This is a genomic window from Dyella sp. S184 (assembly GCF_009766065.1).
In the GTDB taxonomy this organism is placed as follows: Bacteria; Pseudomonadota; Gammaproteobacteria; order Xanthomonadales; family Rhodanobacteraceae; genus Rhodanobacter.
Genome location: NZ_LMUE01000017.1, coordinates 206,537 through 227,683 on the forward strand (window position 1 = coordinate 206,537; position 21,147 = coordinate 227,683).

Sequence of the window (21,147 nt, forward strand, 5' to 3'; positions counted from 1 at the left end):
GAGAAGAGCCGTGCTGTGCATGCCTTCTCTCACTCCTCACTCCTCTCCACTCACTCTTGCTACTTGTTGCCTTTGGCAACGGGGAGCTGCGCCGCATGCCACGCCAGCACGCCGCCACCCAGCGTATGCACCTTGACGAAACCGGCCTTGACCAGCCGCTGAGCGGCCTTGATCGAATTGCCGCGGCCATCCTTGTCCATCACCACCACCGGCAGTTCCTTCGCCTTGGCCAGATCCTTGTTCTCCGGATCGAACTGGCTCATCGCCACGTGCTTCGCGCCAGGCACATGCATCTTCTCGAAATCGGCGATCGATGACAGGTCGATCAGCAACGGTGTTTCGCGATTGATCAGCAAGGTCAGGCCGGCCGGGGTCAGCTCCTTGGTCTTGCTGAACAGTTCGATGATCTGCATGACGATCAACGCCACCAGCAGGATCGCGAACAGGGCCACCAGGGCCACATGATTGCCGATAAATTCGGGCAGCTTGTGCAGGATGTCGTTCATCATCAGTCCACAGGTGCGTGGATCGCACCGACTCGGGTAAACCGACGATTATACGGGTACGGCACGACCGGCAGGCGGCTGCCGGCCCTAGTCAGGGTTGCTGGGTGATGTCCGGCAAGCCGCTGGTCAGCCACCAGTGATTGGTTTTCTCGTCGTATTGCCAAGTCTGGTGGTCGACGATACCGCGCTCGGACTGGGTGTGGATGTTGACCAGGCTGATGTGCACGGTCTGCTTCACGCTATCCTTGCCAGCCGGTAGCGGGCCGCTGCCGTCGTCGTAGTCGCTGATCTGCACCTGCTTGTAACGCGCGATATCCAGCTCGCTCAGCGGATGCTCGGCGCGGATCTTGGGATCGATGAAGTGCTCCGCGTTCTCGACATCGCCCCAGCGCAGCGCGCTGGCATAAGCGTTGAGCGTCGTGGTCAACGTATCGCCGCGCTTCTGGGCGGTGGCGCAGCCGGCCAGCAACAGTACGGAGAGCAGGGCAAGCAGGCTCAGGATACGGCGCATGTGGGTTTCTCCCCCGATGAATACCTGCCCATTCTGCCTCAACGCGGCTTGTCGTGGTTCAGCCGCGCCGGATTCAATCCCGTCTCTTGGCGACGAAGCGCGCACTCAGCGTGGCGGCCGGCTTGCCGTCCTCGCCGGGTACCACGCAGGCGACTTCGATGCGTGCCCTGCCGCGTGCCTTCAGTGTGTTGAAAAACGTGGCCCAGTCGGCGTCCGCGCTCAGTCGCGCCTCGCTGCGAAAGTCCTGCCACAGCGGTGACAGATAGCGCACCGTGGATTCGGCCACGAATACATCGCAGTCGTGGCCCAGTCGGCGCAGCGCCAGTTCCACCAGCGCCCAGCCACTCAACGTCATCAGGCTGACCAGGCTGCCGCCGAACGCGCAACCCTTGTCGTTGACGTTTGGTGCCAGCGGCGCCAGCAGGCTGAGCATGTCGTCGCTGCACTCGCCGAGCTGCAGATCCATCGTATGGGCCAGCGGAATCTCGTCGCGGATGAACTGGATCAGCTGTTGAGCACGGGTGGTTGCGTCGTCGGTCAGGGTCACGTTGATCGGGGCCAAGCGGGGAAGGGGACTTCCCAGTGTAAGGCGGCCGTTACACTGGAGCCATGGTCATGATGGATGCGGTGTGCGGATGCAGCGGCAAACCCCGGTGAACAAGACGGATCTCGGTGGTCGGGTCGTGGTCATCACCCGGCCCGCCGGTACCGCGGCTGCGCTGGCACGACGGGTGCGAACGCTGGGCGGCATACCCGTGCTGCTGCCAGGGCTGACCCTGCGCGGCGTGGCCGATGAAGCCACGGCGCGCACGGCCTTGCTGGCGACACTGCAGAGCGATGTGCTGATCTTCACCAGCCCGGCCGCCGTGCGCTTCGCCGCGGCACTGGCATCATTGCAGACCGCAGCCACGGTGCTGGCCGTGGGCCAAGGGACGGCGCGGGCATTGCGCCGGCACGGCGTCCTGGCGCCGCTGACACCGTCGCGACAGGACAGCGAAGGCCTGTTGGATCAGCCGGTGCTGCACCGTCTGCACGATCGCCGCGTCGGCCTGATCGGCGCCTCCGGCGGTCGCGGCCTGCTGCGCAAACAACTTGTCGCGCGCGGTGCCCGGCTGCATGAGTTGCATGTGTATCAGCGGGCACGGCCGCGGCTGGATCGTCGGCATGTCGGTGCACTGCTGCAGCTGCCACCCTCGGCGCAGGTGCTGTGGTCCAGTGTGGAGGCCTTGCAGAATCTGCAGCAACTGCTGCCGGGGACGGCATGGGCGCGGCTGTGTGCAGCGACGGCGGTGGTCAGCAGCGAACGGCTGGCTGACGCTGCGCGTGCTGCCGGTTTCTCACGCATCACGCGGGCCGCCTCGGCACTGGCTGCCGATCTGCTCGCTGCGGCGATGCACGCGGACTGACCCGTTCTTCACATCGGCTTGCTACGAACGCGGGCGTATGGGCTGCTAGCATGCGCGCATGAGCAACGTAGACAATCCCAGCGAGTCCGCCGCGCCCGAGGGCGTTCCTCCTGATGTGATGCCGGCGCGTCCGGCACGAACGGTGCCCGCACCGCGCGAACCAGGCCCGCGTGGCGGCGGCAGTCTTGCGCTGGCCGTGCTGCTGGCCTTGATCGCGCTAGGCGCTTCCGGCTACGTCGGCTGGCGTCAATGGCAGCAGGAGCAGGGCAATGCCGCCGACAGCCAGAGTGTGGCCAGCCTGCAGCAGCGCGTGGCCAGTCTGGAAACCACGCTGTCCGGCGTCAGCGGCGAGCGCACCAGCCTCAATCAGCGCCTGAACGATGCGGCCGCGGTCAACCGTTCGTTGCGCGAGGAATTGCTCGGCCAGGCCGAGCGCACGCGCAATCTCGAGGATGCGGTGGCCAAGCTCGCCGAGAAGAGCCTCTCCGGTCACGACGCGATGCTGCTGGATGAAACCGAATCGCTGCTGCGCATGGCCAGCGAACGCTACACGTTGTTCCACGACGCGCAGGGCGCGGCGGCCGCGTATGCGCTGGCCGACCAGACCCTGGCGGCGGTCAACGACACCGCGTTCAGCGGTCTGCGCCAGAGCATCAGTGCCGAACGCGACGCCCTGGCGAAGAGCCAGCCGGCGAGCCAGGCCAATGCGCTGCAGCAGCTGACCGCCTTGCGCGGCACGCTGGCCATGCTGCCGTTGAAGCCGCTCGACAACCCGGGCACCACGCAGGCGCCGGATGCCTGGTCGCGCATCAGTCACGCGCTGGCCAGCGTAGTCAGCGTGCAGCGCGACAATGGCGCGCCGCTGGCGGTGGCCGATGCGCGCTTTGCCCGCGAACTGGCCGAGTTGGATCTGGCGCAGGCGCAGGTCGCCCTGCTGGCTTACGACAGTACGGAGTACACAGCGGCGCTGCAGCGGGTGGATGCCGCCTTGTCGACCCAGTTCGATGGCAGAGCGCCCGCGGTGCAGCAGGCACAGGTCACGCTCAAGCAACTCGCCGCCGCGTTGCCCGCAAGTGCGCCGGTGCAACTGGGTGCCGCCTTGAGCGAATTGCGCAATCTGCGCGCCGTGCATGCGCTGAATCCGGACACGCTGCCGGCGGCTGCCAGTAGTGCGGCCAAGCCGACCAGTGGAGCCAAACCATGAGGTTATGGCGTTGGATTCTGCTGCTGGTGATCGTCGCTGCGCTGGCCGCATTCGGCTGGCACTGGGTGGCGGCGGATCCTGGCTATGTGCTGCTGCGCCTGCACGGTTGGCGGGTGGAAACCACTGTCGTCGCCGCCGTGCTCATCCTGCTGCTGGCGTGGGCTTTGCTAACCGTGTTGTGGCGCTTGTTGCGCTGGCCGTTCGGCGCGTTCTCGCGGCGACATCGGCGACTCAGCCAGCAACGCATGGGCGATGGCTTGATTGCTTTGATCGAAGGCCGTCACGGCGACGCCGAGCGCGACCTCAACCGCGCCTCGCGCCTGGACAGCCTGCGTGCCCCAGCCTTGTTGGCCTCGGCCGAAGCGGCCTCGCGTCGCGGCGAACATGGCCGCGCGCTGGAAGCGTTGAACCAGGCTTCGCAATCCGCGCCGCAGGCGGCCCGTGTCTTGCGCGCCCGCGTGCTGCGCCGTGAAGGCAAGCCGGCCGAAGCATTGGCGCTGCTGGCCCCCGAATCCGACAAGGGCACGCTGACTCCCGGCGGCTGGCGCGAGCTGGCACTGGCCGCATTGGCTAGCGGCGATGTCCGGCGCGCGCGCGCGGCGCTCGATCCATTGCAGAAAAGCGGCGCGCTCGGCACCCGTGCTTACGCGGCGCTGGAAGCGAAAGTACTCATCGCGACGATCAATGTCGCGCCGGACGGTGCCGCGCTCAATACGCTGTGGTCGCAGTTGCCCAAGGCGCAGCGCCGGGTGCCGGCGGTGATCGACGCGTATGCGCGCCGTGCGGCTGGCTTCGGCCTGATCCTGCCGGCGATGGATGAAGTCGAATCGGCGCTGCGTCGCGAATGGTCGCCGCTGCTCGTGGAAACCTACGGCGTACTCGGTGGCGACGATCTCGAGGCGCGCCTGCGCCGCGCCGAAAGCTGGCTCGACGGTCATCCGAACGACGCCACCTTGTTGCTCACGCTCGGTCGCATGTGTGTGCGGCTAAAGCTGTGGGGCAAGGCTAACCAGTACCTGCAACGCTCGCTCGCCTTGGTGCCGAGCGCGGGCGCATGGGAAGCGCTCGGCGACACCTTTGCCGGCCAGGGCAATCCGGAGCAGGCACAACGCTGTTACCGCAACGCGCTCTCGTTGATCCGCGGTGACGCCGTCGAGTCACTGCCGCAGGAACAGCGGGCCGACCGTCTCGATACGCGCCCGGTCGCGATCGAAGAACGCAACGAGCATGGGGTGCCGCGGCTGCGCGAATAACGCGCCATCGCATCGTGCAATGCGTTGCCCTCAGTGCACCGACATCGCCCAGGTGATGTAGGCGGCGTTGACTGCGGTCAACGTCAGTGCGACCAGGAAGATGATGTCGGCGATGCGTTCCAGTCGATAGTTACGGGTCACACTGCGCGTGCGCAGAGCCCAGTACGACAGCAGGGAAGATGCCAGGTAGAGCATGGCGTTTATGGCCAGCAGATCGTCCGCAAGCATGTCAGATCGGTGCTGTGAGATCACCACGCGAATGATCCCGATCACCGTCAGGCAGACGCCCACCATCGCAGCCGACGCGGTAAAGATGTGTACGCAGATGTTCTCGTCGAGCCGGGTGCGCTCCGATGTGCCTGGCGTCGTGATCTGTTGATCCATGATGACTCTTCGCTGGCTATAGGTGACTAGGGATTGAACGCGCCAGCGGTACAAGAGTTTCATCGCATGGGTGCACGCGTTCATATCACTCCCGCAAGATCATGATCTTGCGGCTGGGTCGTGATGATCCGCTACCTTGGTTCGAGGCCAGCCAACAGATGTGCCGACTTATCGCGCCGCGCTGCTCGCTATTCCACGCAATATGATTCGTCGCGGTGAACCTAGGCGAACAGATCCGAATGCAGCTCTAAAGCGGCGTCAGATTCGCGTACGCCGCCACCAGCCACTTGCTGCCGGCGCCTTCGAAATTCACCTGCAGCCGCGTGTGTGCGCCGTTGCCTTCGGCGCTGAGTACGATGCCTTCGCCGAAGCTGGGGTGGCTGACGCGCTGGCCGAGTTTCACCGGCAGGGTTTCCTCGAGCGATGATGAGGTTTCGCGCGGGCGACCGGCATACATCGGCCGGGTGACTTGCACCCGCGGGCGCACTTCGTCGATCAGCTCGGCCGGTATTTCACCGAGGAAGCGCGAGGGCCGTGCCAGCATCTCGGTGCCGTGCATGCGGCGCGATTCGGCGTGGGTGACAAACAGCTTCTCGCGGGCGCGGGTGATGCCGACGTAGGCCAGTCGGCGTTCCTCTTCCAGCCTTCCTTCATCGTCGACCGAGCGCTGGCTGGGAAACAGGCCTTCTTCCATGCCGACCAGGAACACCACCGGAAACTCCAGCCCCTTGGCCGAATGCAGTGTCATCAACTGCACGCAGTCGTCCCACGCCTCGCCCTGGTTCTCGCCGGCTTCCAGTGTGGCGTGCGAGAGAAAGGCGGACAGTTCGCTGAGGCCCGCATCGATATCTTCCTGCGTGGGTTCGAAGCGGCTGGCGACGTTGACCAGTTCATCGAGGTTCTCGACGCGCGATTCGGCATTGCCGCGCGAATCCTTCTCGTAGAAGTCGCGCAGGCCGGTGTGGGTGATCGCGTGGTCGATCTGTTCGGCGAGGGTGAGTGCTTCGTCGCTGCCATGACCGAGAAAGGTTTGCGCCATCTCATCGATCAGCGTAAGAAATGCCTTTACCGCGTTCTTCGCGCGACCGGCCAGTTCGCTGCCGCTGCTCAATTCGGCGAGCACGGCTTCCCACATCGAGGTGTTGTCGCCACGCGCGCGGCGGCGCAGTGCATCCAGCGTACGGTCGCCGATGCCGCGTGGCGGTGTGTTCACCGCGCGCTCGAACGCGGCATCGTCATGACGGTTCGCGCTGAGGCGCAGATAGGCCAGTGCATCCTTGACCTCGGCACGCTCGAAGAAGCGCTGGCCGCCGTAGACGCGGTACTTGATGTTGCGCTGAGTCAGTTGTTCCTCGAAGTTGCGTGATTGTGCGTTCGAGCGGTACAGGATCGCGCAGTCCTTCGCGTGGCCGTGTTCGGCGATGTATTCGCGGATGCGTTCGATCACGAAGCGCGCCTCGTCCTGCTCGTTGTAGGCGGCATACAGCGCGATGCGCTCGCCATCCTCGCCCGCGGTCCACAACTGCTTGCCGAGGCGGCTGCCGTTGCGTGCGATCACGCTGTTGGCGGCTTTCAGGATGGTCGAGGTCGAGCGGTAATTCTGCTCCAGCTTGATCGTCTTCGCGCCGGGGAAATCGCGCAGGAATTGCTGCACGTTCTCCACCTTGGCGCCGCGCCAGCCATAGATCGCCTGGTCGTCGTCGCCGACCACGAACACCTGGCCGGTGCTGCCGGCGAGTACGCGGATCCACGCGTACTGCAGCGTGTTGGTGTCCTGGAATTCGTCGATCAGCAGGTAGCGCCAGCGCTGCTGGTAATGCTCGAGCACCGCCGGGTTCTTCAGCCATAGCTCGTGCGCGCGCAGCAGCAGTTCCGCGAAATCGACCAGCCCGGCGCGGCGGCAGGCGTCTTCATATGCCTTGTAAATGTTGACGAAGGTGTGCGTGACCGGATGATCGCGATGCTCGATGCTGTCCGGACGCTTGCCTTCATCCTTCCAGTTGTTGATCTGCCAGCTGGCCTGGCGCGGCGGGAATTTCGCATCGTCCAGCCCCAGTCCGGCGACCACGCGTTTAACCAGTCGCAACTGATCGTCGGCATCGAGGATCTGGAAGGTTTCCGGCAGGCCTGCTTCACGCCAGTGCCGGCGCAGCAGCCGATGCGCAATGCCGTGGAAGGTGCCCACGGTGAGGCCTTGGGTGCCGCCGGGAATCAGCGCGTCCAGTCGCGCACGCATTTCGCCGGCGGCCTTGTTGGTGAAGGTGACGGCGAGGATCGCCCATGGCGGCACGCGTTCGACCTGGTTGAGCCAGCCGATGCGGTGGGTGAGCACGCGGGTCTTGCCGGAGCCGGCACCGGCCAATACCAGATAGTGGCCAGGCGGGGCGCAGACTGCTTCGCGCTGTGCGTCGTTGAGCGGGTCGATCAGGTACGAGACATCCATCCTGCCCATTGTAGCCGGCCACAAATGAAAACCGCCGCGTAGGCGGCGGTTTTCCGGATGCGTCCGATGACGCTCAGCGCTTGCTGATGAAACCGCCAACGGCCAGCAGGCCACCGACCACGATGCCGGCGATGCCGATCCATTGCGGCAGGCCCTTGTCATGGGTGGCGGTGATCTTGGCCGAGCCGACCTGGAACAGCGTATCGGTGGTCTGGTAACTGGCGTGGCCGGAGACGATCCAGATGCCGGCTACCAGCAAGATGATGCCGACGATGATCAGTCCTGCGCGCATGGATGTTTCCCCTCAATGGATGTGGCTGGAGTATGCCGGGTGCCGGTGTGCACAAAAAGTACAGGCTGGAGAGTTCGGGCCCGATTGCAGGCAAAAAAAGGCCCCGAAGGTTAGGGGGAACCTTCGGGGCCGGGCGGACGCGAAGACCCAGGGGAGAGGTTCTCGTCCGTGGCGGCTCAGGGAGGTGAGCCAGCCGTGGATGCCGTTGCGTGCATCCGATAACTTAGAGCGAGGTTTGCCGGGAAAGTTGCAGTGGAAGCGCAGAAAAATTTATCGCAGGTTCATATGATGAAACATTAACGCGCAAGCCATTGTTATACGGGAAGGTCTGCATGTGCGGCATACGAGACTATTGCTTCAGTGCGCCTCGTCCCAGTTCGCGCCCACCCCTACATCGACCAGCAACGGCACCGCCAGTTCCGCCGCGCCCGACATCCGCTCAATCACCGCGGCGCGCACCTCATCAACTGCATCGGCGCGCACTTCGAACACCAGTTCATCGTGTACCTGCATCAGCATGTGCACGTCGTCGCGCCCGTTGATCCATCCGGCCACGGTGATCATTGCGCGCTTGATGATGTCGGCGGCGCTGCCCTGCATCGGCGCGTTCACCGCGGCGCGCTCGGCGCCCTGGCGCAGGCCCTGATTGCGCGAGGTGAGGTTTTCCAGATACAGGCGGCGACCGAAGATCGTCTCGACGTAGCCGTCGCGGTGCGCCTGCTCGCGGGTCGCATCCATGAACGCGCGTACGCCGGGATAGCGCGAGAAATAACGCGCCATGTAGTCACTGGCCTCGCCACGGTCGACACCAAGCTGGCGCGCCAGCCCGAACGCACTCATGCCGTACATCAGGCCGAAGTTGATCGCTTTGGCAGCGCGGCGCTGGTTGGTGGTGATGTCTTCTGGCGGCACGCCGAACACTTCTGCCGCGGTGGCGCGATGCACGTCGCCGCCTTCATGGAACGCGCGCAGCAGGCCTTCGTCGCCGGACAGGTGCGCCATGATGCGCAGCTCGATCTGCGAATAGTCTGCTGCCATCACCTTCCAGCCCGGCGGCGCGATGAACGCCTGGCGGATGCGCCGGCCTTCCTCGGTGCGCACCGGGATGTTCTGCAGGTTCGGATCGGACGAGGAGATCCGTCCGGTCGCCACCGCACCCTGGTGATAGCTGGTATGCACACGACCGGTGCGCGGATTGACGATGCCGGACAGCTTGTCGGTATAGGTAGAGCGCAGCTTGGCCAGTCCGCGGTAATCGAGGATCAGCCGTGGCAATTCGTGCGTATCGGCAATTGCTTCCAGCGCTTCCTCGTTGGTGGACGGCTGCCCGGTCGGTGTTTTCAGCTTGGCCTGCAGGCCAAGTTCGTCGAAGAGGATGGCCTGCAGTTGTTTCGGCGAGTCGAGATTGAATTCACGTCCGGCCAGAGCGTAGGACTGCCGTTGCAGTTCCAGCATGCGCTTGCCGAGCTGCTGGCTTTGCCGGCGCAGTTCGTCACCGTCGATCAGCACGCCGCGACGTTCCATCGCCGCAAGCACCGGCACCAGTGGAATCTCGATGTCTTCGTACACCTTGCGCAGCGACGGGACGCTCTCGAGCTTGGGCCACAGCGCATGGTGAAGGCGCAGGGTGACGTCGGCGTCCTCGGCGGCATAGCGGCAGGCGGTGTCCAGATCCACCTGCGAGAACGAAATCTGCTTCGCCCCCTTGCCGGCGACCTGTTCGTACTTGATCGTCTCGTAGCCGAGGTACAGCCGCGCCAGCGAATCCATGTCGTGGCGCGTCGCGGTGGCGTTCCACACGTAGGACTCGAGCATCGAATCGTGCTTCAGCCCCTGCACGGCGACGCCGTAGTGCGACAGGATGTTGATGTCGTACTTCGCATGCTGGCCGAGCTTCGGTTTGCCGGCATCCTCGAACACAGGTTTCAGTGCAGCCAGTACCGCGTCGCGATCGAGTTGCTTCGGTGCGCCGGGATAGTCGTGGCCCAGCGGGATATAGCAGGCATGGCCAGGTTCGATGGAGAGACTGAGGCCGACGATGTCCGCACGCATAGCATCGATGCTGGTGGTTTCGGTATCGAACGCGATCAGCTCGGCGTCGCGCAATTTTCCCAGCCATGCGTCGAGTTGTGGCTGGGTGGTAACCAGTTCGTAGCTGCCGGGCGCTGACAAGGCGGCATCCGGTGCGGCGCGGTTGTTATCCAGCAAAGGTGTCGGGGCAGCCGTTATCCCGGATAGTTCGCTCTGCGCGCTGCTTTCCAAGGGTGAGGATGCCGAGGAGCTTGCGGCGTCGAGATCCTTCAGCGCCGCCTTGAATTCATAGCGCGCGTACAGCTCGCGCAACTGCGCGGTATCAGCATCGCGCTGAGCCAGATCGGTGGGACAGAGTTCCAGCGCCACGTCGGTCTTGATCGTCACCAGTTCGCGCGACAGCGGGAGTTGCGGTAGCGCGGCGCGCAGGCTCTCGCCGATCTTTCCCCCGATCTTGTCGGCGTTCGCGACCACACCATCCAGCGTGGTGTATTCGGCCAGCCATTTGGCGGCGGTCTTCGGGCCGCACTTGGGTACGCCCGGGACGTTGTCGACGGTGTCGCCGGTGAGTGCGAGGAAGTCGATGATCTGTTCCGGTCGCACACCGAATTTCTCCATGACCCCGGCGCTGTCCATCACCGTGTTGCTCATGGTGTTGACCAGGGTGATGTGCGGATTCACCAGTTGCGCCAGGTCCTTGTCGCCGGTGGAGATCTCGACCTCGATACCGAGCGCCTGTGCCTGCACGGCCAGCGTGCCGATCACGTCGTCGGCCTCGACGCCGGGCACGCGCAGAATCGGAAACCCCAGCGCGCCGACGATCGCCAGCATTGGCTCGACCTGCGAGCGCAGGTCTTCCGGCATCGGCGGCCGGTTCGCCTTGTACTGGTCGTACAGCGCATCGCGAAAAGTGGGGCCGGGGGCATCGCTGACGAACGCCAGATAGTCCGGCTTTGCCTTCAGCGTGGCGCGCAGCATGTTGACCACCCCGAACAGCGCACCGGTCGGTTCGCCGTGGGCATTGGTCAGTGGCGGCAACGCGTGGAAGGCGCGATACAGATAGGAGGAGCCGTCGATCAGGATTAATTTGGCCATGCCGCATTCTCGCATGCGTCAATCCGCTTCACGGAAGCTGTGCGAAGGCACTGTTATGCTTTGCACCCCGATCGAGGTTGCCGCCATGAAAACCGCTGCCTTGCTGGCTACCGCCAGCGTCCTGCTCGTTTCGAGCCTGTTTGCGTCAAACGTTTCTGCGCAGTCCTTCTCGTCCACCGTGCCGCCACCGCCTGGAATGAACGATCCGGGCGTCAAGGCGGTGGCGCCCCCAGCCACGCCGGCAGCCACTTCGAATCGCACCACCGCAACGCCGAACGGAAATCCGATGACCCGGGAGCCGCCAGCATTGCCGACGATGCAGGATGCGCGTACCGGCAGCAAGGACGCGTCGCTGCCGCAGATCAGGGTGCGCCAGGAAGGCGACAACACCATCCAGGAATACAGCCACAGTGGCCAGGTCTACATGGTGGTGGTCACACCCAAGCACGGTTTACAGCAGACCTACATGGTCGATCCGCAGGGACGACTGGTCGACGAGCATGGCCAGAAGCACGTGGGGCCGGCGATGTACAAGGTGCTGGAATGGGGCAAGAGCAAGCCGGCCACTGCGGACTCGACCGAGACGCCAGCGGATGACGGTAGCCACTGAGTCAGGCGTTGAGTGTCGTCATCGGCGCGTGTTGCCCTGACGACGCAGGTAAGACGGATCCCGAGCAGAGGGCGGCGCGATGCAAGTGCGTGAAAGCTGGCTGCTGTTTGCCCTGGGCTCGGCGCTGTTCGCGGCGCTGACCGCGTTGTTCGGCAAGCTCGGCGTGGTCGGCATCAATTCCAACCTTGCTACCTTCATCCGCACCATCGTGATCCTGATTGTCACCGCCGGCATCCTCAGCCTGCGCCAGGAGTGGGCGAAGCCGACCGGATTGCCGTTGCACAGCTGGCTTTTTCTGGTGCTGTCCGGCATCGCCACGGGCCTCTCGTGGCTGTGCTACTACCGCGCGCTGCAGTTGGGTCCGGTAAGCAAGGTGGCGCCGATCGACAAGCTCAGCGTGGCGATCGCGATCGTGCTGGCGCTGGTGTTCCTCGGCGAAAAGCCGAGCCTGCCGCTGTTGATCGGTGGCGGGCTGATCGTGGCTGGTGCGATGGTGATTGCACTGTTCTGAGCGGCGGGTGTTGCGTTCAGCGTGCCGCATCCAGTTCCGGGTAGTGGCGGAAGATGCCGTCCTCGTTGAAGGCCAGTCGGCGCGGCGAGGCCAGGTAGGCGGCGATCCGTGGCCGCTCGGCGACTTGCGCGGCGAGGGCGTGCAAATGCGGCAGCTTGCGACGCAGCCGGCGCATCGCCTGCGGGAAGGCATAATCGAGCCCGCTCATGATCTGAAACAGCGAGAGATCGACGTAGGAGTGGGCGGACAACGCGCGCAGGCCATCGCTGCGTACCAGCACATCTTCGAAATAGCCGAGGTATTTGGGCAGCCGGTGCTGGCGGAAGTCTTCCGCGCGTTGTAGCGCGGCGGCGCGCTGATCCTTGTAATACAGGCTGCTGGCGATCGGGTGGTGGGTGTCGTGTACCTCGGCAACCAGGTCGGTGACGGTCAGCTGCAACTGGTGTGCATAAAGCCCGGCCACCGCCCCTGCCGGCACCAGCTTCAGCCGTGGCGCCAGGTAAAGCAGGATCGCGGCGGTCTGCGTGATCACCGTGCGTCCGACTTTGAGGAAGGGCGGCGCGAACGGCAGCGCACCGGCCTGGTCACCCGCAAGAAACGGCATGATGGCGTCGTCGCCCTGTTCCCGTGCGATATCGACGTAGTCTGCACCGGCGTCTTCCAGCGCCAGTCGCACGAACTCACCGCGCCCCTGGATGCCGGACCAGTAGTAAAGCTGATAGCGCATAGCGGCCTCCCTTGAGTGCCGTCGAGGCTAGGCGCGTCGGGTTCAAGGCGATGTGAGCGAGTGGCTTGCCCGTTGATGAGTGGGTCGCGCTCAGCCCGGTTTCGATGGCGCGCGCCGCGCTGGCGACAGCTGAGCAGCCATGTCGCGGATCTGTGTCCATACCAGCTCGGCCACCGGCGACAGCGAGCGGTGACGGCGGCGGATCAGGGTGACGGCGCGCCTCGCGATGGGCGTCAGCGGACGTACCACCAATTGCTCCGAGGCAGGCATCGACAGGCTGGGCGTGATGCTGATGCCCAGTCCCGCCTCGACCATGCGGAAGGCGGTATGCGTATGTCCGGTCTGTTGCACCACGTCCGCTGCGATGTGGTGGGCTAGCAACTGATCGTCGATCAATCGGCGGCTGCCCGAGGTATGGTCGAGCAGCACCAGTGGTTCATCCTGGAGCTTCTTCCACGGTACCGCAGTGAGTTTTGCCAGCGGATGGTCGCGCCGGCAAACCAGCACGAACGGGTCATGCAGAATCGTTTCACTGTGGAACGCCTCGGGGTCGGCCGGTTCGATCGCCAGGCCGAAATCCACCTCGCCGCCACGCACGCTGTCCAGCACCAGGGTCTGCACCTGATCATGCAGCTGCACGGTCAGCTCGGGATAGTGGTGGGCGCAGGCGGCGATGCACTGCGGCATCAGTCCGGCGGACAGCGTCGGCACAGCCGCGACGCGCACCTTGCCGTGACGGCGCTCGCTTTCCGAGTGGACGTGGCTCAGCACGCCCTCGAGTTCCTCGAGCACGCGCTCCATGGCACTTTGCAGATAACGGCCCGCCTCAGTCGGCACCACTTCGCGTGTATTGCGGTCGAACAGCCGTACGTCGAGTTCGGCTTCGAGGTCCGCAACGAGGCGGCTTACCGCCGGCTGGGTCAGGTGCAAGCTTTCCGCGGCACGGCGGAAATGCTGCAGTCTGGCAACAGCCAGGAAAGCACGCAGCTGGCGCAGGCTGACATTCATGTGGATATGGTATCAGTGCATAAGATAAAACGATTTGATTTATCAATGCAGGAGCGGTGCAATAGCTGCACCTGACTACCCGCGCCGTCGTTCCAGACGGCATGCCGAGTACCCATGCTTCGCCGTTTCCTTCCCGATCGTTTTACCTGTGCCTTGCTATGCACGGTGCTGCTGGCCAGCGTACTGCCATGTCGCGGCGCTGCCGCGCAGGTGTTTGGCGTGCTCACCGATGTGGCGATCGCGCTGCTGTTCTTCCTGCACGGCGCCAAGCTATCGCGCACGGCGGTGGTCGCCGGCCTCACCAACTGGCGGCTGCATCTGACGGTGCTGGCCAGCACCTTCGTACTGTTCCCGTTGCTGGGGTTTCTGTTGCGACCGGTGCTGTCGCCGCTGGTGACGCCGGACCTGTATATGGGTGTGTTGTTCCTGTGCATGTTGCCGTCGACGGTGCAGTCGTCGATCGCATTCACCTCGATCGCACGCGGCAATGTTTCCGCCGCGGTGTGCTCGGCGTCTGCTTCCAGCTTGCTCGGCATCTTCATCACCCCGCTGCTGGTGGGCGCCTTGCTGGAGTCGCATGGGCACGGTGGCATGTCGTGGGATGCGGTAGGCGGCATCGTGCTGCAACTGCTGGTGCCGTTCGTGGCCGGGCAGGTGGCGCAGCGCTGGATCGGCGGCTGGGTGCAGAAACACAAGCCGCTGGTCGGCGTGGTCGATCAGGGCTCGATTCTGCTGGTGGTCTATACCGCGTTCAGTGCGGCCGTACTGGAAGGGTTGTGGAAGCAGACCCCGCTGCCGGTGCTGGGCGGCCTGCTCATCGTCAATGCGGTGCTGCTGACGCTGGCGCTGCTGCTCACCACCTACGGTTCGCGTGCGTTGGGCTTCTGCAAGGACGACGAGATCACCATCGTGTTCTGCGGCTCCAAGAAGAGCCTGGCCAGCGGCGTGCCGATGGCCAAGGTGCTGTTTGCCGGCCATCCGCTGGGCATGATCGTGCTGCCGATCATGCTGTTCCACCAGATCCAGCTGATGACCTGCGCGGTGCTGGCGCGTCGCTATGCACGGCGACTCGACGCGGCGGCGCCGTCGATGCCAGGCGAGGCGGATGTCGCGCCAGCGAACTGAGGCGCGTCGACGCCTGCCGAAACGACGAAGGCCCGGACTTGCGACCCGGGCCTTCGTGTATCGCGCGGTGGGAAGTTCCACCGCGCTTTCGCCTCAATGGCGGCCTTGCCTGATTTACTTCCGCCACTTTAGTGGCGGAAGTGGCGCATGCCAGTAAACACCATCGCCATGTCGTGTTCGTCGGCGGCGGCGATTACCTCGGCGTCGCGCATCGAGCCGCCCGGCTGGATTACCGCGGCGATGCCGGCGATGGCGGCGGCGTCGATGCCGTCACGGAACGGGAAGAACGCATCGGATGCCATCACCGAGCCACGCACTTCGAGTTTCTCGTCAGCCGCCTTGATGCCGGCGATCTTTGCGCTGTAGACGCGGCTCATCTGGCCGGCGCCGATGCCGATGGTCTGGCGGTCCTTCGCATAGACGATGGCGTTGCTCTTGACGAATTTGGCCACCTTCCAGGCGAAGATCAGATCATGGATCTGCGCTTCGGTCGGCGCGCGGCGGGTGACGATCTTCAGATCCTCCGCGCCAACCATGCCGAGGTCGGCGCTCTGTATCAGCAGGCCGGAACCCACGCGCTTGGAATTGTTGCCCGGATGGGCGTGCAGCAGGCTGCCATCGTCAGGCAGCGCAATCACCAGCACGCGCACGTTGCCCTTCTTGGCGAATGCCTTCAGCGCCTCATCCGCATAGCCCGGCGCCAGTACTACTTCGACGAACTGGCGCGCCACGATGGCCTGCGCGGTGGCGCCGTCCACCTCGCGATTGAACGCGATGATGCCGCCGAAGGCCGAGGTGGGATCGGTCTGGTAGGCGAGGTCGTAGGCTTTGCCGATACCATCCAGGCTTACTGCGACGCCGCACGGATTGGCGTGCTTGACGATCACGCAGGCCGGCTTGCTGAAGCTGCGCACGCACTCCCATGCGGCATCGGCGTCGGCGATGTTGTTGAACGACAACTCCTTGCCCTGCAGCTGGCGGAAGGTGGCCAGGGTGCCGGGTGCCGGATACATGTCACGGTAGAACGCCGCCTGCTGGTGCGGGTTCTCGCCGTAGCGCAGATCCATCAGCTTCACGAAGCGGCCGTTGACCTGGCCCGGGAAGGCATCATGCCCGGCGATGGCATCCTGCGTCTCGTTGAGCTGCAGGGCCGACAGGTAATCGCTGATCGCGCCGTCGTAGCTGGCTACATTGTTGAACGCGGCCACCGCCAGTTTGAAGCGGGTGGGGCGGATGAGGCCGCCGTGCTGTTCGATCTCGGCCAGCGCGTCTGCGTATTGATCGGGCGAGGTCAGCACGCCGACATCGTTCCAGTTCTTCGCCGCGGAGCGCAGCATCGCCGGACCACCGATGTCGATGTTCTCGATTGCGTCTTCCAGCGTGCAGCCGGGCTTCGCCACGGTCGTTTCAAACGGATACAGGTTCAGCACCAACAGGTCGATCGGCACGATGCCGAGCTCACCCATCACCTTGTCGTCGGTGCCGCGCCGGCCTAGCAGGCCGCCGTGCACCTTCGGGTGCAGCGTCTTGACGCGGCCGTCCATGATCTCGGGGAAACCGGTGACCTCGCTGACGTCGGTGACCGCGATGCCGGCCTCGCGCAGGGCCTTGGCACTGCCGCCGGTGGAGAGCAGCTCGATGCCCTTGGCGGCCAATCGCCGGCCCAGATCGATCAGGCCGGTCTTGTCGGAGACGCTGAGCAGGGCGCGACGGACCGGGACGAGCTGGGGCGTGGACATGTGCGGGTTTCCAGGAGGGGAAAGCCGCTCATTATAGCCGTCTGATTGGGTGACGGTTTTGGCGGGAGTTACAGCAGGCCGTGGGCGGCCAGCTTCTTGCGCAAGGTGGCGCGGTTGATGCCGAGCGCGCCAGCGGCGCGGCTCTGGTTGCCGTCATGAAACGCCAGCACCTCGCGCAGCAACGGTACTTCGACTTCGCGCAGTACCAGCGCGTGCAGGCCTTCGGCGCATTCGGTGTCACCGATGTCGGCGAGATAGCGGCGTACCGTACGACTGACGCATTCGCTCAATGCGCTATGAGAGCCGGCACTAAGCGAGCTGGCACCCTGCGAATCGGCGCCCTGCGACGAGGTCTGTTTTGCGGCCTCGACAGCAGGCAGTCTTACGGCATTCACAGGCATCTTCCCTCACGTACAAGACGACGGCTACATGGGCCGTTGCATATGGTTATGACTATTGCTGCAGGTCGCGGTGCGTGCTGGGCACCGGTTGGCAGTCTGCGCGAGGGGTTGAGTCTACCCGTGCGTGAGGAGAATTTTAAGTACTATTCGAAACCGAATTCGAACGCGACCGCCTTGTCACCTGGATCCTCCACCTCCAGCAACAGTACGGCGCTGGCGCCCGGCGTCAGGCCACGGCGCAGAATAGCGGGGTCATCGAGGTATTCATCCGGTCGAAGCCGGCGCATCGCGATGCGCTGTCCCTGCGCGTCCGACAAGGTGATCGTGAGTATGGGATAGGGTTGTGCGAACGCGGCGTTGTTACGCACGCTGGCGCTGATCATCAGGGCATTGGCGACACTGGGGTGTGCCTGCACATTGCTGGCGAGCAGCTGTATCTGCTGGGGTGCGGCGACCAGCGGAAGCTCGCAGCCGAGTACGGCACAACTGCTGCGCAGCCAGCCACCCACGGTGGGATTGCGGATCAGCGGGTCGCGTTCCGCCCAGCCCAGCTGCATGACGAGCAGCAGCGCGAGCAGGGCGCCGGCGACGATCCACGGCCAGCGCTGCTCGCCGGATGAACGGGGGCGCTGCCGGCGCGGTGATCGTGCCGGTCGATGCGCGTGCGACTCGCGGGCAAAGCGCGGTGCAAACACCAACTGCGAGAAATCCTCCACCGCTGGGGCTTCCGCGATCACGGTGTCTTGCTCGACCACGGCGGGCGGATCCGGCCGCGGCCGATAGACCACCAGATCGATGCATGGTGGCTCGAACGCGGGTTCGTTTACCGGCAGTTCGTGAAAGGGCTCCGGCGGCAGTTGCTCGGCGAGCGTGGCGATGCTGTCAAAGCTTGCCTTGCAATGCCCGCACACCACGTGGCCGTGGGCTTGCGCAAGCGTGCGCACATCCAGCGAAAACACGGACAGGCATTCGGGGCATTGGGTGTACATGCGGGCCGCTTTGATCAGTATCGAGCAAGCTTAGCAGGGCGGCCCAGCGGGTTCGCGCGCCGATGCTCAACGTGGTGATGCACGTGCGAACCGATGCTGTCGTGCCGATTCGTTCAGGCGCGACGCCGTCCGCTGATACGTACCCAGTCCTCGCGGGTGTCCACGCGCAACTCGTCGAACCATTCGGCGTAACGCTGCAGCAGCTCCTCCTGCTGGCCATCGAGGATGCCGGAAATCGCGAACGGTGCGCCGGGTTTCGCGGCGGCCGCGAATGTTGGCGCCAAGGCACCGAGCGGGCCGGCGAGGATGTTTGCGATAAAGACATCGGCTGGTTCGGCCGCGGCGTCTTCGGGCAGGAACACGGCGAGGCGATCGGCGACATCGTTGCGTTCGGCGTTGTCGATGGATGCCGTGAGCGCCTGCGGGTCGTTGTCGACGCCGATCGCGCTGGCGGCACCCAGCTTCAGCGCGGCGATCGCGAGGATGCCGGAGCCGCAGCCGTAGTCGGTAATCGTCTTGCCGGCCAGATCGAGGCCATCCAGCCATTCCAGGCAAAGCGCGGTGGTCGGATGGGTGCCACTGCCGAAGGCGAGGCCGGGGTCGAGCCGAACCACCACCAGCTCATCGCCGGCTGGTGGCTCGATGTTCCACGGATAGATCCACACCCGGCGACCGAACGGCATCGGCTTGAACTGATCCATCCATGCGCGTTCCCAATTCTGGTCCGCGACGTCGTGGAACGTCAGCTGATCCGGTTCCAGCCACGGCAACAGTTCGCCAAGCGCTGCGGCGAGACCACGACGATCGGTGCCGGCGTCGAACAACGCGTTCAGCGTGATCGTCGGCCACAGCGGCAATTCGCCCACGCCCGGCTCGAAGATCGCCTGCTCATCCGGCGTCTCCGCATTGGCGTCCTGCAGCGTGATGGACAAGGCGCCGAGGTCATCCAGCGCTTCTTCCGCGCCGGGTTGCTGTTCGGTGCGGACGACAAGAGAGAGTTCAAGCCAGGGCATGCAATGTCCGTGGGTAGTCAATGGCGGCAGGCAAGAGCCGTTGCGCGAGGAATCGTTTATCGCGCAACGGCTGATTATCGCGGCACGCCGGTCAGTGACCGGTGGCGGGGTGTTCCTTCTGCTCCGCCATCCGCTTTTCCAGATAGTGGATGTTCTGGCCGCCGTGCTGGAAGCCGACGTCGGCCATGATGCGCTGCTGCAGCGGGATGTTGCACTTCACGCCTTCGATCACCGTCTCGGCCAGTGCCAGACGCATGCGCGCGATCGCGGTTTCGCGATCCGGGCCGTGCACGATCAGCTTGCCGATCATCGAATCGTAGTTCGGCGGGATCTTGTAACCGTCGTAAAGATGCGTGTCGACGCGTACGCCAGGACCACCCGGTGCCTCGAAGCGCTTCACCGTGCCTGGACTTGGCATGAAGGTGTCGGGATCCTCGGCGTTGATGCGGCATTCGATCGCGTGCCCGCGGATCACGATGTCTTCCTGACGGATCGACAACTTCTCGCCACCGGCGATCAACAGTTGCTCGCGTACCAGGTCGACACCGGTGATCAGCTCGGTGACCGGATGCTCGACCTGGATGCGGGTGTTCATTTCGATGAAGTAGAAGTGGCCATTCTCGTACAGGAACTCGAACGTGCCGGCGCCGCGATAGTTGATGCGAATGCAGGCATCGACGCAGACCTTGCCGATCGCGGCGCGCTGTTCCGGCGTGATGCCGGGCGCCGGTGCTTCCTCGACCACCTTCTGGTGGCGGCGCTGCATCGAGCAGTCGCGCTCGCCCAGGTGGATCGCGTTGCCCTGGCCGTCGGCGAGCACCTGGATCTCCACGTGGCGCGGATTCTCCAGGAACTTCTCCATGTAGACCTGTTCGTTGCCGAACGCAGCCTTGGCCTCAGCCTTGGTCATGGTGATCGCGTTGCCCAGGTGCGCCTCGGTGCGCACCACGCGCATGCCGCGACCGCCGCCGCCGCCGGCGGCCTTGATGATCACTGGATAGCCGATTTCGCGCGCGATCTTGATGTTGGTATCGACGTCCTCGCCGAGCGGACCGCCGGAGCCGGGCACGCACGGCACGCCAGCAGCCTTCATGGCGCGGATCGCTTCGACCTTGTCACCCATCAGGCGGATCACTTCAGCGGTCGGGCCGATGAAAATGAAACCGGACTGTTCCACCTGCTCGGCGAAGTCGGCGCGCTCGGACAAGAAACCGTAACCCGGATGGATCGCCTGTGCATCGGTGATCTCGGCCGCCGCGATGATGCGCGGGATGTTGAGGTAGCTGTCGACCGATGGGCCGGGTCCGATGCAGATCGATTCGTCGGCGAGGCCGACATGCTTCAGGTTGCGATCCACGGTGGAGTGCACCGCCACGGTTTTGATACCTAGGCTGTGGCATGCGCGCAATATACGCAGCGCGATTTCGCCGCGATTGGCGATGACGACTTTCTCTAGCATGGGAATAGGGAATCGAGAATGGGGAATCGGATGGCGGCAAGTGTTGTCATCACGCACCTTTGGGCTGGTTCAACGCGTTCAGCAGCGCTGTAAGTCGGGCAAACACGCGATCAATCAATTCGTTCAAAGCAGGGGACATTTCTACATAGCCCAGTCGAACTGCAATTTGGCACTGCGTATCCAGTTCGGATAGCGAGCCACGTGCAATGGAGAGAAACCGGCAGTACTCCGGAGTTGAACGTCGAGCAGCACCTTCGGCGATATTCGAAGGAATGCTGATAGCTGCACGCCGAAGCTGCGCTGTCAGGCCAAAACGTTCCAAATCGGGAAAGTGCGTGGAAAACGTATAAACCGTTTCCACAAGCTGCATGGCGTCCTGCCATACATCCAGGCCTTCATGCGGCCGCTTGAACGATTCCCGATTCCCCATTCCCGGTTCC

At 64.3% G+C, this 21,147-nt stretch carries 21 protein-coding genes; 6 read left to right on the plus strand and 15 right to left on the minus strand.

Annotation, left to right across the window (positions count from 1 at the left end; genetic code table 11):
- Positions 1-59: 59 nt before the first annotated feature.
- The 3 genes from GSQ75_RS18740 to GSQ75_RS18750 form a co-directional block, all read right to left on the minus strand.
- The gene (locus GSQ75_RS18740) at positions 60-506 is read right to left on the minus strand and encodes a rhodanese-like domain-containing protein (protein WP_158756397.1); all 447 of its coding nucleotides are present in this window, start codon (positions 504-506) and stop codon (positions 60-62) included.
- 91 nt (positions 507-597) lie between these two features.
- On the minus strand, positions 598-1,017 hold the full coding sequence (locus GSQ75_RS18745) for a hypothetical protein (protein WP_158756398.1): 420 nt from the start codon (positions 1,015-1,017) through the stop codon (positions 598-600).
- Positions 1,018-1,090: 73 nt separating this feature from the next.
- Positions 1,091-1,564 (minus strand): YiiD C-terminal domain-containing protein, encoded by a 474-nt coding sequence (locus GSQ75_RS18750; protein WP_158756399.1) that lies wholly within the window; start codon positions 1,562-1,564, stop codon positions 1,091-1,093.
- An 88-nt stretch (positions 1,565-1,652) separates the two neighbouring features.
- Between GSQ75_RS18750 and GSQ75_RS18755 the strand changes: the two genes are divergently transcribed.
- The 3 genes from GSQ75_RS18755 to GSQ75_RS18765 are packed head-to-tail and all read left to right on the plus strand — an operon-like array spanning position 1,653 to position 4,880.
- Entirely contained in the window at positions 1,653-2,423 is a 771-nt protein-coding gene (locus GSQ75_RS18755; RefSeq protein WP_158756400.1) for a uroporphyrinogen-III synthase, read from the plus strand.
- Between the two features lie 58 nt (positions 2,424-2,481).
- The gene (locus GSQ75_RS18760; protein WP_158756401.1) at positions 2,482-3,627 is read left to right on the plus strand and encodes a uroporphyrinogen-III C-methyltransferase; all 1,146 of its coding nucleotides are present in this window, start codon (positions 2,482-2,484) and stop codon (positions 3,625-3,627) included.
- On the plus strand, positions 3,624-4,880 hold the full coding sequence (locus GSQ75_RS18765) for a heme biosynthesis HemY N-terminal domain-containing protein (RefSeq protein ID WP_158756402.1): 1,257 nt from the start codon (positions 3,624-3,626) through the stop codon (positions 4,878-4,880). Before GSQ75_RS18760 ends, GSQ75_RS18765 begins: the two co-directional genes overlap by 4 nt.
- 30 nt (positions 4,881-4,910) lie before the next feature.
- On the opposite strand, the gene GSQ75_RS18770 is transcribed toward GSQ75_RS18765, so the two are convergent.
- The 4 genes from GSQ75_RS18770 to polA form a co-directional block, all read right to left on the minus strand.
- A complete protein-coding gene (locus GSQ75_RS18770; RefSeq protein WP_158756403.1) occupies positions 4,911-5,264 on the minus strand; it encodes a hypothetical protein in 354 nt (117 codons plus the stop codon).
- A 247-nt stretch (positions 5,265-5,511) separates the two neighbouring features.
- Positions 5,512-7,707 (minus strand): DNA helicase II, encoded by a 2,196-nt coding sequence (gene uvrD / locus GSQ75_RS18775; RefSeq protein ID WP_158756404.1) that lies wholly within the window; start codon positions 7,705-7,707, stop codon positions 5,512-5,514.
- A gap of 73 nt (positions 7,708-7,780) precedes the next feature.
- Positions 7,781-7,999 (minus strand): hypothetical protein, encoded by a 219-nt coding sequence (locus tag GSQ75_RS18780; RefSeq protein ID WP_158756405.1) that lies wholly within the window; start codon positions 7,997-7,999, stop codon positions 7,781-7,783.
- 357 nt (positions 8,000-8,356) lie between these two features.
- Entirely contained in the window at positions 8,357-11,125 is a 2,769-nt protein-coding gene (gene polA, locus GSQ75_RS18785) for a DNA polymerase I (RefSeq protein ID WP_158756406.1), read from the minus strand.
- Between the two features lie 85 nt (positions 11,126-11,210).
- On the opposite strand from polA, the gene GSQ75_RS18790 reads away from it, so the two are divergent.
- Positions 11,211-11,735, plus strand: coding sequence for a DUF2782 domain-containing protein (locus GSQ75_RS18790; RefSeq protein ID WP_158756407.1), 525 nt, complete (start codon positions 11,211-11,213; stop codon positions 11,733-11,735).
- 79 nt (positions 11,736-11,814) lie between these two features.
- A complete protein-coding gene (locus tag GSQ75_RS18795; protein WP_158756408.1) occupies positions 11,815-12,246 on the plus strand; it encodes an EamA family transporter in 432 nt (143 codons plus the stop codon).
- Positions 12,247-12,262: 16 nt separating this feature from the next.
- On the opposite strand, the gene GSQ75_RS18800 is transcribed toward GSQ75_RS18795, so the two are convergent.
- Together GSQ75_RS18800 and GSQ75_RS18805 are read right to left on the minus strand one after the other, a co-directional pair.
- A complete protein-coding gene (locus GSQ75_RS18800; protein ID WP_158756409.1) occupies positions 12,263-12,973 on the minus strand; it encodes a glutathione S-transferase in 711 nt (236 codons plus the stop codon).
- Positions 12,974-13,063: 90 nt separating this feature from the next.
- On the minus strand, positions 13,064-13,981 hold the full coding sequence (locus tag GSQ75_RS18805) for a LysR family transcriptional regulator (RefSeq protein ID WP_158756410.1): 918 nt from the start codon (positions 13,979-13,981) through the stop codon (positions 13,064-13,066).
- A 114-nt stretch (positions 13,982-14,095) separates the two neighbouring features.
- Between GSQ75_RS18805 and GSQ75_RS18810 the strand changes: the two genes are divergently transcribed.
- The gene (locus tag GSQ75_RS18810; protein ID WP_158756411.1) at positions 14,096-15,106 is read left to right on the plus strand and encodes a bile acid:sodium symporter family protein; all 1,011 of its coding nucleotides are present in this window, start codon (positions 14,096-14,098) and stop codon (positions 15,104-15,106) included.
- Positions 15,107-15,234: 128 nt separating this feature from the next.
- Here the strand turns inward: GSQ75_RS18810 and purH are convergent, their stop codons facing one another.
- The 6 genes from purH to GSQ75_RS18840 form a co-directional block, all read right to left on the minus strand.
- Positions 15,235-16,845 (minus strand): bifunctional phosphoribosylaminoimidazolecarboxamide formyltransferase/IMP cyclohydrolase, encoded by a 1,611-nt coding sequence (gene purH, locus GSQ75_RS18815; RefSeq protein WP_158756412.1) that lies wholly within the window; start codon positions 16,843-16,845, stop codon positions 15,235-15,237.
- Positions 16,846-16,913: 68 nt separating this feature from the next.
- On the minus strand, positions 16,914-17,246 hold the full coding sequence (locus GSQ75_RS18820; RefSeq protein WP_158756413.1) for a helix-turn-helix domain-containing protein: 333 nt from the start codon (positions 17,244-17,246) through the stop codon (positions 16,914-16,916).
- Between the two features lie 143 nt (positions 17,247-17,389).
- Positions 17,390-18,235, minus strand: coding sequence for a zinc-ribbon and DUF3426 domain-containing protein (locus GSQ75_RS18825; protein WP_158756414.1), 846 nt, complete (start codon positions 18,233-18,235; stop codon positions 17,390-17,392).
- 113 nt (positions 18,236-18,348) lie between these two features.
- Positions 18,349-19,248: a 50S ribosomal protein L11 methyltransferase gene (gene prmA / locus GSQ75_RS18830; protein WP_158756415.1), complete on the minus strand. Its 900-nt coding sequence runs from the start codon at positions 19,246-19,248 to the stop codon at positions 18,349-18,351.
- A gap of 91 nt (positions 19,249-19,339) precedes the next feature.
- The gene (gene accC, locus GSQ75_RS18835) at positions 19,340-20,707 is read right to left on the minus strand and encodes an acetyl-CoA carboxylase biotin carboxylase subunit (protein ID WP_158756416.1); all 1,368 of its coding nucleotides are present in this window, start codon (positions 20,705-20,707) and stop codon (positions 19,340-19,342) included.
- 49 nt (positions 20,708-20,756) lie between these two features.
- Positions 20,757-21,137 carry a four helix bundle protein gene (locus GSQ75_RS18840; RefSeq protein ID WP_158756417.1) on the minus strand — a complete coding sequence of 127 codons (381 nt, stop codon included), beginning with the start codon at positions 21,135-21,137 and terminating at the stop codon, positions 20,757-20,759.
- Positions 21,138-21,147 lie beyond the last annotated feature (10 nt).